We start from the raw sequence: 13191 nt of genomic DNA on the forward strand, positions 1-13191 counted from the left end.
CGGAATCATACACAATACGGTTGGCAATAATTAACCAAAATATGAATCCACTAAAAACCAAAAGAATTGAATCCCTTGATTTACTCAAAGGTTTGGTTATTATATTTATGGCCTTAGATCATACACGCGACTATTTTCATATAAACTCATTTCTCTTTGACCCAGCTGATCCTGAAAAAAGTAATCTGACCTTGTTCTTCACCCGATGGATCACACACTATTGTGCACCTGCTTTTAGTTTTCTGGCTGGAATTTCCGCTTTTTTGGTTGGTAGAAGGAAATCAAAACACGAACTGACCTCATTCCTTTTAAAAAGAGGGATCTGGTTAATATTCATAGAGCTTTTCGTTGTTTATTTTGGATGGAGCTTTAATATTCATTTTAACCATTTTGGGTTGTTGGTGATATGGTCCTTAGGAATTAGTATGATTTTTCTTGCTGCTATCATTCACCTTTCAATGAAAAATATCCTGATTCTGAGTGTAGTCATCATTTTTGGACATAATTTGCTAGACAACATTCATTTTGACCAGAATATGCTTTGGTCAATCTTGCATGAGCGTGGTAATTTCATCCTATTTGATAGCATTAAAATACGTGTGACTTACCCAATTATTCCATGGATAGGTGTGATGTCATTAGGATTTTATTTTGGAAAATTTTATGATAAGGATGTAACACTTGAATACCGACAAAAGCTATTTACCAAAATAGGGTTGGCCTGTATTGCAGGATTTTTGATTGTAAGAGGCTTTAACTTGTATGGAAATTCTAATCCCTGGATAGCCTTTGACTCTTTTTCACAAACACTCATTTCCTTTATGGACCCTTCCAAATACCCACCATCTTTGACTTATTTATTGATGACTCTAGGACCTTCACTTCTATTTTTAGGTAATTCAGAAAATTTAAAAGGGCGTTTGGTAGATTTCTGTGCAACCTTTGGGAAGGTGCCTTTTTTCTTTTACATTATTCATATCTATGCAATTCACCTATTAGCTGCAATATTGGCTGAATTGACAGGCTTTGGCTTCGATTCTATGGTACTAAATGGATTTGTCTCAACAAATCAGCAATTGATTGGTTTTGGTGTAAATCTCGGTTGGGTATATGTAGTTTGGTTGGTTATATTGTTTATGCTTTATCCATTGTGTAAAAAATTCAGCAATTACAAACTGAACCACAAAGAAAAGTGGTGGTTAAGTTATTTTTGATAAAAAACTATTGCCAACATCGTATAAAATTAATTGCTAGTGCAAGCCTACTTACGAAAATCCACGCAGTTTTTTTTATTCAGTTTGTATTTACTAAATTAGGTGCTTAAACAAATTAACTATCCTTACACAAACACGTTGGCAATAATTAGTTGAATTGTAGATCAGGATTTTAAATCCCGGTGAATGAATTCGTTATTTTTAAAACCAAAAACGCGAATGCATTTAGCTCTGCGTTATGCGTAAGATAAAAAGAAGTCGCTGTGACTAGCTTAAAAAGCGGGAAACTCAGATTACGAAAAATGATTTGATTATCTTTAACCATCATCTGAAAAAACCGATATTATTCTTTATGAGGATTTACTTTAATCGTATTATACTATTCATTATATGCTTAATAGGGAATTACTGTTTTGGACAATACTCTATTTCTGGATATCTCGATACGCCAGAAAAAAATAAAAGAGTATATCTATGTTTATTACAATTTGATGAAGTGAATGCCCTTGATCCTGACCAAATACTCACTTCAACAGTGACAGATAGTCTAGGCTATTTTTCTTTTGAAGGAAGTTTACTATCAGATAAGCATGCTTTATACCGTATATACGCCAATTTAGATGAAGATGTCGAAGGTGTGCAAAAATACGACATAGAGGACCTTAAAAACTTTCACAATTTTATTTTCTCCAATACAGATACCATCGTATTCAAAAAGAATAAAAAGCTCTGGTTTTCTAGTTATAATAATACAAACCCCATTGATAAACAATGGAGAACCTACGATTCATATGCTCAAAAACTACGTACAGAGTTCTTAGATCTTAACAATGAGAAGATCATTAAACAAACTACCGATCAATTTCTAAGGGAATTAAAGTCTTTTGTACTTGAGAAAGAAACACATTCCCTAACAACTTTAATTTTACTAGGAAGCCTGCCAAAAAGTGCAATTAAAAAAGATTTGAGTGATGACCCAGAATTCTACGTTCAGCTTCTTGGCCAACTTAATAATTATTATGATAGTTCCTCTTATGCGCTGCAGTATAGAGGATTTTTGGATGATCTGTACAGGTCTGAATACAAAGAAGAATTGACCTTCTTTAAAAAGTTAAGTTATGCTTTGGGTTTTTTATGTCTTCTGTTTTTAGGAGGCATGGTATTTCTGGGCATCAAACTAAAACATGCCAGAACTATACAACGGACTCCTATGGATTTTAGTCTCACCAGTCAAGAAGAAAAAGTAGCTGAGCTTATGATTGCTGATAAAACCAACAAAGAAATTGCTTCAGAGCTCTTCATATCCTTAAATACTGTAAAAACTCATATTCGTAATCTATACGCGAAGTTAGAGGTGAGCAATCGCTCAGAATTTGTAGAAAAGTTTAAAAATCACCCTAAGGATTAGCCCGCAAATCACCTCAATTTTTCCCAAATCTTCTTGAGATTCCATCTACTTTTGCTCTGAACAAAGGTCAAACCTATGCTTTTGAAATTGAATTCTTTAATAGCAGAACGTAAGATCAATAAAAACACAAAAAATGAAACTATATAAAAAAATACTAATAGCATTACTTGCACTGGTACTCATAGGAGGAACTATCAGCTTCTTTTACTTTAAAAATAAATTCTTGAGTGCACCACCAAATGAACTAACCGTTAGCAACCTTGGACAACCCTTTGACTTTAAATGGGAGGGTTTTACTTATAATGACAAACATAATCCTTATGGAGCAATGTTAATTCCTGTTAGTATTCCAGGAGTTGATCGTACATTCTATATGCAGTTTGATACGGGGACACCTTCTACTGTATTAAAGTACAACCCTTTTCTTTCCATCAATGAAAAGTATGATAACCTCATAAAAATAGATACAATAGATGGAAAAGTAAGAGCTATTAATACACTCATAAAAGTGGGTACAGTTAATGTAAAGGCTGCTTCTTTAGGCTTTGTAGGTATGGGTGAAAAAATTAATTGGTCAGACAGTACTGCCGTTGATATTATAGGTACGGTTGGTAATGATTTTATGGAGAACAATCCTTTGATCATGGATTTTAAAAATAATAAAATCACACTTGTTCATTCCTTGAATCAGAATATTGCAAAAGAAAGCGATTATCTTCCTTTCACCTTTGATGGACGAAAAATATTTCTATCAGCACAACTTAATAAGGAACCTGCCAGTCTTTGGTATGACTCTGGTTCTAGCATGTTTGAATTGATAGTTGAAGAAAGTACCTTTTGGGAATTAGCCGTTCCAAATGCGAAAAAGGAATCATTCGAAATCCCATCATGGGGCAGAAAAGTTCCTGGACACAATATTGAAAGTAATGGCGAGTTTCAATTTGGCTCTGTTAAGATACCTCTGAAAATAGTAACCTACATGGAATGGCCTAATAAAATGCAAGCTTTTGTATTGAAAGCAGCTAATATTGGTGGTGATTTAGGAGGAATGACTGGCAACAAGATATTCCTAGGAAAAACCTTAATTCTAGATGCTCCAAATTTACGATATACAGTAAAAGAGTAGAAATCACTTAGTGTATCGAATTAATTAAAGCACCAAATCATGAAAAAAATAAATTTCACAAAAATCTTAAAAAACTTTGTAATAGCGTGGATCTCACTTACAATTATAATCTGTGTAGGAGCGATAATTAAGTATAATTTAGACCTGAATGAATATATCAATCAGGATGAACCTGATGTGCAAGCTCAAAAACATAGTATAAAAAACGGAACAGAGGTATACGTGGTTGGCTCCATGCATTTTGAAACTAATAATTTTAAAAGAGATGATCTCTATACCTACATCAATAAAGTTGCTCCATCCATTATCTTATATGAAAGCGACAAACAGACTGCAAATAGAATGGTCAATAGAACTGATTTTTTCAATCAACTCATGAGTTCTTTTAAAAAAGGGAATAAAGTAGAGAGTTTTGTGGCCATTAGATTTTTAAAACACCACCCCGAAGCCAAAGTTTTTGGCTATGAATGGGAAGACAGAGATCGGTTTCACTTTAAACATAATTATCGAAAGAATATGGGCAAACTTATTGGATTGGCACATAAACTAAATCGAGAAAAGGCATTATCGAATCAAGAATCTAAAATTATGAGTGATTACCATGAAGTAAGAAAGAGATACAATAACCTTGGAAATTCTAAAACGCTTTACGACTTCAATAATCCAATAACAGATAGTATCATTAATATAAGACAAACATATGTTTACCATATAATTCCCGAAATTTTAAAGTCTAAAGAATTATCGGATGATTTAAAAGAATTTCTACCATTTCATATGAATTATTGGGATACAAGAAATATGGCTATGGTAAATAATATTGTAAATCAAATCAAAAATAATCCCAATAAAAGAATTGTTGTATTGACGGGCTACTCGCATCGGTACTATTTAATTGGTGAATTGAAAAAACTGGAAGAAGAATTCAATTTTTCTGTCAAACCGATATAATCCATTTATCATACTATTGACGAATTGGAAAAGAAAGCGCCTCATGTCAGGTTAGTTGAATACTATGAATAAAACTAAAGCCAACAATATGTATAAGTAATAGCAGTTTGAGTGTTAACTTGAACCGTTTTTGCTTAAATTAAAGTATCTTGTTAACCGAAAAGGTAGTGTGTAAAATCCGCTACTACTCATACACGAGATCGTTAGAGCACATTCTTTTCTAAACTTTGATAACCATATCAAAATCTTCTGCAGTTTCAATTACTTTTTGAATAATTTCAGGAGTAATAGATTCTAGTTGTGCATTTTCATTTTTAGCAGGTATTCCCATTTTATCAAAAAAGTCCATAAATCCTTTAGGACTATGAATATTTACCCATTTACAAGGTGAATTACTCTTATTCCCAAAAGTATGCAAAGTTTTAGGTGGAATATCAACCGACTCTCCTGCTTTAACATTTTTCACCTCCCCATTTATAAAAAATTCCATTTCACCCTCTATTATTAAAAAAGACTCCTTGAAATTATTATGTAAATGTGGTGGTGGACCTTGAACCTGTGGCGGTGTTTCTGCCATCATTAAGTCATAATCACCTGATGTATTATAAGATGTTACTTTATGACCTAACACCCATTTTGTGTTGTAATTTTTCATTTTATGAGATTTTTGTCTCACAAACTTATAATATAATTTTGAATTAACCAAATTTTATGAGATATTTGTCTCATGAAAAAAGAATATATTAAATCTGGCAGGATAAATCAAAAATTAGAAACAAGAGATAAAATTTTAACTAGCGCACAATTTTTTATAAATAAGGGGTTAGAATTTACTCTTGAAGATGTTGCGAAAAAATCTGGAATATCAAGAGCTACCATTTATCGTTATTATTCAAAAATTGAAATTCTAGCCAATGAAGCTGGACTGGATATAAATACAAAAAGTCCAGAAAATATTATTGAAAATCTAAAAGAAAAAAATATAGAGGAAATAATTCTTGGGATTCAAAATTACTTCAACACACTTGCGATAGATCATGAAAGCGCATTTCGAAAATATCTATCTACAGTATTAGCTTCAAATTCATCTGAAATAAAAAGAGGTGCAAGGCGCAAAAAAACATTACAACTTGCTTTTGAAAATATATCCATCAATAAAAGAGAGAGAGAAAAATTAGTGAATTTATTAACCATTTTAATGGGAATAGAACCGCTAATAGTCACTAAAGATGTTTCTGGCTTAACAAATAATCAATCAATGGAGATTATGAATTGGGGAGTACAATTAATTCTGAAAGGTTACTTTGAATCTGAAAAGAAATAAAGCCAGTTGCCAACAACTTGTATAATTAATTACTTTGGCAAGTGCTTATCTGGAAAATTCCTTCGGAATTTTCTCTGGCACGTTTTTGTTTACTAAATTAGGTGCTGAAACACGCAACGAAATCATACACAAACACGTTGGCATTAATTAAAAAATAATAAGTAAAAGAGATGGACTTTGACCAAATAATTAGAATTTCGGAATTAATTGCAAGTATAGCTGTTTTAATATCATTAATTTATTTAGGGATTCAAGTTAAACATAGTAGCAAAGTTTCAAGTGCAAATTCAAGACATTCTATTTCACAATTTGCATTGGACTTCTCAATTCACAAAGCAGAAAATGCTGATCGATTGGCTAAGGTTATGACATCATCAAATTTAACAGAGGGTGATATCCAATTTCGTTGGTGGAACCATATGATGGTTTTCTTACACGCCGAAACTTATTTTCATCATTACGAACTTGGTCTAATGCCCAAAAAACATTGGAAGGGATATAAAAGATATGTCAAAAATTATCTTGAATCTCCTGGAGTTTTAGACTTTTGGAATGACGTAGGCAAAGCATTTTCGATTGATTTTTCGAAATGGATTGACAGTTTAATTGTCGAAGGCAGTTTGACAAGTAAAAATGATTTTGAAAAAACAAATGCCAACACAGTGTAAAAATAATTGCTTGGTTCGAGTCTACTCGGAAAACCCTTCGGTTTTTAATTGTTTGTCCCCTTTTTTATTAAGTTGGTTATTTAATCATGCAACTATCCTTACACCAACCGTTAGAGCACATTCAGCTGAAGCTGACTTGTGTTGCTACGTGCTTCCCACTCCCGCCCCACAAGTGAAATGTACTCTAACGACCTGCTAAACAAAATTGTTTAAGGCTTATATACAAACCACAGCTCCAGCTGACGGACTCAAGTCCTTAACGAGCCATAACAGTAGCTAAAAGCAATTTGGATCTGCTTCTTGAACTCACAATCTAATAAATTTATCAACTAACGGTAGCTGCGCTACCTTGTCGGTAAACAATGATTTGGGACCCGAATAACAATATCTGTCATTTTCACAAATCATTGTTGCTTAAATTTATTATCTTTTCGTTCGCAAAGCAGAACTGCGTTTAGTAGGTCGTTGTGCACAACCACTCATGAATAACAATAAAATTCACATATTCGAATTTCCTTCCAATTTGGGTCTCAAAAAGAAAGATATTGATTTGGAACCTGGTGTTAAACTGCTTCCGGATTGGATGAAAATTAACAAATTTCATGACCTCATTTCTCCAAATCGCTCCTTTACTTTGATTCCTCCAGCTTATTCTTTGGATTTGGATCAAGATTCAGGAGTAAGGAATGCTGATAAAATTATTAAATATGCAAAAGATCAGGCAAGATTGCTTTCGGATCATTTAGACAAGGATTGTTTCGCAATCATGCTTGGAGGAGACTGTAGTATCTTGATTGGTATCGCCCTTGCGTTAAAAGAAAAAGGAGATTACGGGTTGTTTTTTCTTGACGGTCATACAGATTATGTGTCTCCAGAAGTTTCCAAATCAAAAGCTGCAGCCGCTATGGAACTAGCTATTATTACCGGCTATGGCCACGAAAAACTAACAAACATTTCAAAATTAGAGCCATATTTTGAGCAAAAGAATGTCTGGTGTGTTGGAAACAGGGAATATGATTCCACAGTCGTAAATGAAATTTTAGATTCTGAAATCAATTATATTGATCTAAAATCATTAAGAAAAAATGGTTTTAAGAGTTGTGCTTCACAATTTTTAAAAATGGCAAAGGAAAATCGATTAGATGGCTTTCTAGTTCATTTGGATGTCGATGTATTGAATGATGATATAATGCCAGCCGTTGACAGTCGAGAAAAAGATGGGTTAAATTATAGCGAAGTCAATATATTGTTAAGTGAGTTGTTAAGTAATGATAAGGCCATTGGAATTGATATCACAATACTTGATCCGACATTAGACAAAAATGGAGTTTATACAAAAGAGCTTGTTTCAAATTTGATAAAAGTAATAAAAAAGGGTAGTTCACAACACCGGCTATAATCCATTGCTTAAAAAATGCTAAAACAAAAATCGTTACCTTTAACTTGGCTTGATTCCTACTTCGAAAATCCTACGGATTTTCCTCACAACGGAATCATAGCCAAACCGTTGTACGCAAGCTGAAGTCACTCATAAAAATTAAAACCAAGAGACATGAAAAAAATATTTATCATTATGATTTTCGTCCAGAGTTCAATATTATGTTTTGGTCAAGGACTTGATTATTCTGTGACTTTCGACCACGTTGCACTTTCAGTTAAGGATGTCGATCAATCTGCACAATTCTATACGGAAACTTTAAATCTTAAGGAAATAACAAATAGAACTCAAATTAATGGAATTAGATGGTTCTCTTTAGGAGAGGGTAAAGAATTACATCTGATTTCAATACTTAAAGACGACATTACTATTAACAAAGCCGTGCATTTTGCAATAACTGTGTCTGACTTTGACTTGTTCGTTAAAAAATTAAATTCTATGAAAATTAATTATTCGGACTGGCCAGGGACTTCAAAAAAAGTAAATATAAGAGCAGACGGAATAAAACAAGTTTTCTTTCAAGATCCGAATGGGTATTGGATCGAAGTAAATAGTGTTGGACAAAAAACTAATTAATAGCCAGCGTACAACAACGTGTATAATTCATTGCTTACTCTCCTACTTCAATTAAAAATTATATCTTTATTCAACATCTGATTTGCAGTTGCATCTGACTAACGTCTGATTCAGCATAAATCATACACAATACCGTTAGAGCACATTCAGCTGAAGCTGACTTGTGTTGCTACTTGCTTCGCACTCCTGCCCCACTAGTGAAATGTGCTCTAACGACCTGCTAAACCAAATTGTTTTAGGATTATATACAAACCACAGCTCCAGCTGACGGACTCAAGTCCTTAACGAGCCATAACAGTAGCTAAAAGCAATTTGGATCTGCTTCTTGAACTCCCAATCTAATAAATTTATCAACTAACGGTAGCTGCGCTACCTTGTCGGTAAACAATGATTTGGGACCCAAATAACAATATCTGTCATTTTCACAAATCATTGTTGCTTAAATTTATTATCTTTTCGTTCGCAAAGCAGAACTGCGTTTAGCAGGTCGTTATCGGTAAATTGTATAAAACTATTTAAGAATCAAAAGCAGTATATTATGATCACATCTATTATTCGTGCATTAATATTGAGTTTATTCTTGCCCTTCGGATACTCACTAATTGTAAATGGACAAGGACTCCCTCGGAATTATTGGCAAGATATGACAACAGAGGACTTTGCTGCTCTCGACGCAGAACAAGTTATTGCAATCCTTCCAGTTGCAGCAATTGAGCAACACGGACCTCATCTCCCGGTCTGCGCCGATGCTTGTGCTAATAAAGCCGTCATTGAACGGATGCTGGAGTTGGTGCCAAGCGAATTGCCCGTAACAGTACTTCCCATGATGCCTGTCGGTAAGTCTAACGAACACAGTGATTTTCCTGGTACGTTGACCCTTCAACCAGAGACATTATGCCGCTTGTGGACAGAGATTGCCGAGTCTGTCCATCGCGTAGGCATTCGGAAACTCGTTCTATTTAATAGTCACGGAGGTCAGCCTCAGATTATGGATATTGTGGCCCGTGATCTTCGAGTACGACTAGATATGATGGTTGTAGTAGTGAACCAGTATTCCTTATATCCTCAAGATCTATTTCCTGAAGATGAGATGAAACATGGAATTCATGGAGGAAGTGTAGAGACCTCTGTAATGCTGCATATACGACCTGACTTGGTTGATACGAGGAAAGCTCAGAACTTCCGACCTCTAATGAAGGATCTTGAAGGGGATTTTCAACAATTGAGCTTTACTGGCCCAACGAGAATTGCTTGGCAGTCACAAGATCTTAACCCAGCTGGTGTTGTTGGAAACGCACTCAATGCAGATGCTGAACGAGGAGCTCAATTAATCGATCATGCAGCAACTCAATTTGTTTCCATTCTACAAGAGGTTGAACGCTACCCTCTTGGCAACCTGCGTATTGGACCATTGAAAAAAAATAATGAGTGAATGGGAAGACTACTAGTAGGCAATTGAAAACCAATCGAACAAACTTAAGTAGCGCCAGTTTATTTTAGTAGCAGTTTTCTATATTTAATAGTGGGGTATTTTAGAAAATGAAGGAAACTGAAAAAATATACCGATAACACAGGCTATATGCCATTAAAATGGCATATAGCCAAGACGTTAGAGCACATTCAGCTGAAGCTGACTTGTGTTGCTACGTGCTTCCCACTCCCGCCCCACAAGTGAAATGTACTCTAACGACCTGCTAAACCAAATTGTTTAAAGCTTATATACAAACCACAGCTTCAGGTGACGAACTCAAGTCCTTAACGAGCCATAACAGTAGCTAAAAGCAATTTGGATCTGCTTCTTGAACTCCCAATCTAATAAATTTATCAACTAACGGTAGCTGCGCTACCTTGTCGGTAAACAATGATTTGGGACCCAAATACCAATATCCGTCATTTTCACAAATCATTGTTGCTTAAATTTATTATCTTTTCGTTCGCAAAGCAGAACTGCGTTTAGCAGGTCGTTATAAATAATCAAACTATGAAAAGAATATCATTAATTATTTTCTCTTCAATACTTATTATTTCTTGTAATTCTTCGAGAAATATTATAAAAATCAACACAATAGATTCAATATTATCTAACAATATTGAATCAGGAAGCAATCTTAAATTAGATAAAAAAACTTATGAACTAGATTATCCTATAAATATTTTGGGAAAAGAAAACATTACTATAGATGGAAATGGCGCTACTCTCATTATGCGGAATATGGCAGAGGACGTTATATATATTGAAAATAGTAACAATATAACTTTAATGAATTTTAAAGCAACTCACATAGAACCAGAAGGCCCGACTGGTTGCACTGGAAATGTTATTCATATTGAAGGTGGGGCTAATATTTTAATTGAAAAATGTGATCTAAATGGTAGTGGCATAGTTGGGATTGCATCTTATAATTCAAAAAACTTAATAGTGTCTAATAATTTCATTCATAAAAACAGCCAATACGGAATCATATACCAAGGTCCTCAAATTGAAATAAAAGGAAATGTTTTTGAAAATAATACAAAAGGAAATATTTACTTTTCGTATCTAGATACTTCTTGGCCGCCTAATGAAAAAATAAATGCGAATCAAAATAAAGAAGGATTGAAAATGTCTAACAATATTTTTAAGTGAAAATTTATAACACTGTATATAGCAAATAGGTCGTTCGGTGGTTTACAAAAGTTCAGTGCTATATACCAACACCACCAAATCGTTGATTTGGCTCAGTGCATACCTTAAAGTTTATCGCTTTAAACTGCTCTACTTGCCATATAATAAACGTTAGCTAATTAAAGAATGAACGAGATGACAAATAATATAAAAGTAGCTGCTGCACAACTTTCACCTGTATTCTTAAACAGAGAAAAAACAGTTGAAAAGGCTTGTAAAGCGATTTTAAAGGCAGGTAAAAACGGCGCTAACTTAATCGTTTTTCCAGAGGCTTTTATTTCTGGTTACCCAGACTGGGTATGGCTTATTCCAAACAGTAAAGGAGCTGATTTAAATGAGCTTTACTTAAAACTTGTTGAAAATGCTGTTTCTATAACTGATGATTCCACTAAAAAGCTTTGTGAAGCGGCTAAAAAAGCTGGGGTTAATGTTGTTATCGGTATGCATGAACGTAATACTGAAACCAGTAGTGCAAGTTTATTTAATAGCCTGCTTTTTATAGACGACAAAGGTTTAATTTTAGGTAAACATAGGAAGTTAATACCAACAGGCGGAGAACGTCTTATATGGTCTCAAGGAGATGGCAGTACTTTATGTTCTTATGATACTTCAGCTGGAAAAATAGCAGGGCTGATTTGCTGGGAAAACTTTATGCCATTAGCAAGAAATGCAATCTACGAATTTGGAACTCAGATATTAGCATCTCCTACTTGGGACAAAAGCCCAAACTGGATACAATCTATGCAGCATATAGCAAGAGAGGGAGGTTTGTTTGTAATTAGCACTTGTATGGTTTTAAAAATGGATGATATTCCTAATCAGTATGAGTTTAAAAAACTTTACCCTGAAGGAAGAGAATGGATTAATGTGGGTAATAGTTGTATAATTGCTCCAAACGGCAAATTCATTGCTGGACCACAAGAAGCGAAAGAAGGCATATTATATACAGATATTAATCTTCAAGACATTATTAGAGCAAAGCGAATGTTTGATGTCGTAGGGCATTATTCAAGACCTGATGTTTTTAATTTCAATGTAAATTAGACAAATAAAAACTAGCTACAACAATGGCTATAATTCAGCGTGACATTAATAATAAACCGAAAAAATAAAGATATATTTAACCTGATTTCTCTGCGGACAATTCCTGGGGAATTATCCTCGCCGAAATCATAGTCAAATACGTTGGCAGCAAGCCCTATATCATAATAAAACTAAAAATCAAAATTCCTAATATGAAATCAATTAAAAGTTTAGCGGTAGTTTTGTTACTAACCATATCAACGATAGTTTTAATTGGATGGTATCCATCTGAAAAGAAATCGGACTTAAAATCAAATCAAAACGTAATTGTTCTGCTGAAATTCAAAGCACAACCTAAAAAGGGCGTTTTTGCCGTTTCAGAATTTATTAAACTACTTGAAAATGTAAAAGAAGAGCCCAATTTTGTTTCAATAAAACTTCATGTCGATCCAAAGGACAATACAAGTATTTTATTGTATGAAGAATGGAAAGATCTGTCCTATTATAATAACGAGCATATGAATACCTCTCACTTGAAAGAGTTCATGGAAAATTCTATAAACTTCTTAGCTGGACCACCAGAAATCACATTTTGGAAAGTTAAAAATGTCTTTAAGTAATTACGCCATCTGCCAACAACCCGTATAATGCATGGCAGCATGCATATATAAAAATTCATTAACTTCAGCCTAATAAATTTTTATATAAAAGTGTAGTTCGTGCTAGCTGGCACACGCCATACACAATACCGTTGTAAGTAATTGCACCCATAATAGACGGATTAATATATTTTAAGAT

13 protein-coding genes are annotated in these 13191 nt (G+C 33.9%); 12 read left to right on the forward strand and 1 reads right to left on the reverse strand.

Going from position 1 to position 13191, the window contains the following annotated elements; translation table 11 throughout:
• Positions 1–41 precede the first annotated feature (41 nt).
• From AAFP94_RS11640 to AAFP94_RS11655, 4 genes are all read left to right on the forward strand, one after another.
• On the forward strand, positions 42–1214 hold the full coding sequence (locus AAFP94_RS11640; protein WP_316662910.1) for a DUF1624 domain-containing protein: 1173 nt from the start codon (positions 42–44) through the stop codon (positions 1212–1214).
• 352 nt (positions 1215–1566) lie between these two features.
• A complete protein-coding gene (locus AAFP94_RS11645; protein WP_316662911.1) occupies positions 1567–2622 on the forward strand; it encodes a LuxR C-terminal-related transcriptional regulator in 1056 nt (351 codons plus the stop codon).
• A 133-nt stretch (positions 2623–2755) separates the two neighbouring features.
• Complete coding sequence (locus AAFP94_RS11650) at positions 2756–3748, forward strand: hypothetical protein (RefSeq protein WP_316662912.1); 993 nt, start codon at positions 2756–2758, stop codon at positions 3746–3748.
• Between the two features lie 39 nt (positions 3749–3787).
• Positions 3788–4699: a hypothetical protein gene (locus AAFP94_RS11655; RefSeq protein ID WP_316662913.1), complete on the forward strand. Its 912-nt coding sequence runs from the start codon at positions 3788–3790 to the stop codon at positions 4697–4699.
• Between the two features lie 220 nt (positions 4700–4919).
• Here AAFP94_RS11655 and AAFP94_RS11660 read toward each other — a convergent pair whose 3' ends face one another.
• Entirely contained in the window at positions 4920–5354 is a 435-nt protein-coding gene (locus tag AAFP94_RS11660) for a cupin domain-containing protein (protein ID WP_316662914.1), read from the reverse strand.
• A 72-nt stretch (positions 5355–5426) separates the two neighbouring features.
• On the opposite strand from AAFP94_RS11660, the gene AAFP94_RS11665 reads away from it, so the two are divergent.
• From AAFP94_RS11665 to AAFP94_RS11700, 8 genes are all read left to right on the forward strand, one after another.
• Positions 5427–6023 carry a TetR/AcrR family transcriptional regulator gene (locus AAFP94_RS11665; protein WP_316662915.1) on the forward strand — a complete coding sequence of 199 codons (597 nt, stop codon included), beginning with the start codon at positions 5427–5429 and terminating at the stop codon, positions 6021–6023.
• A 170-nt stretch (positions 6024–6193) separates the two neighbouring features.
• Entirely contained in the window at positions 6194–6691 is a 498-nt protein-coding gene (locus AAFP94_RS11670) for a hypothetical protein (RefSeq protein WP_316662916.1), read from the forward strand.
• 481 nt (positions 6692–7172) lie between these two features.
• Positions 7173–8090 carry an arginase family protein gene (locus AAFP94_RS11675; RefSeq protein ID WP_316662917.1) on the forward strand — a complete coding sequence of 306 codons (918 nt, stop codon included), beginning with the start codon at positions 7173–7175 and terminating at the stop codon, positions 8088–8090.
• Between the two features lie 174 nt (positions 8091–8264).
• Positions 8265–8705 carry a VOC family protein gene (locus AAFP94_RS11680; RefSeq protein WP_316662918.1) on the forward strand — a complete coding sequence of 147 codons (441 nt, stop codon included), beginning with the start codon at positions 8265–8267 and terminating at the stop codon, positions 8703–8705.
• A gap of 538 nt (positions 8706–9243) precedes the next feature.
• The gene (locus tag AAFP94_RS11685) at positions 9244–10137 is read left to right on the forward strand and encodes a creatininase family protein (protein ID WP_316662919.1); all 894 of its coding nucleotides are present in this window, start codon (positions 9244–9246) and stop codon (positions 10135–10137) included.
• 549 nt (positions 10138–10686) lie between these two features.
• Positions 10687–11331: a right-handed parallel beta-helix repeat-containing protein gene (locus AAFP94_RS11690; RefSeq protein ID WP_316662920.1), complete on the forward strand. Its 645-nt coding sequence runs from the start codon at positions 10687–10689 to the stop codon at positions 11329–11331.
• A gap of 174 nt (positions 11332–11505) precedes the next feature.
• Positions 11506–12414: a carbon-nitrogen hydrolase family protein gene (locus tag AAFP94_RS11695; protein ID WP_316662921.1), complete on the forward strand. Its 909-nt coding sequence runs from the start codon at positions 11506–11508 to the stop codon at positions 12412–12414.
• Between the two features lie 191 nt (positions 12415–12605).
• Positions 12606–13013 carry a putative quinol monooxygenase gene (locus AAFP94_RS11700; protein WP_316662922.1) on the forward strand — a complete coding sequence of 136 codons (408 nt, stop codon included), beginning with the start codon at positions 12606–12608 and terminating at the stop codon, positions 13011–13013.
• Positions 13014–13191: the final 178 nt, after the last annotated feature.

Source organism: Gilvirhabdus luticola, assembly GCF_040117515.1.
In the GTDB taxonomy this organism is placed as follows: Bacteria; Bacteroidota; Bacteroidia; order Flavobacteriales; family Flavobacteriaceae; genus Gilvirhabdus; species Gilvirhabdus luticola.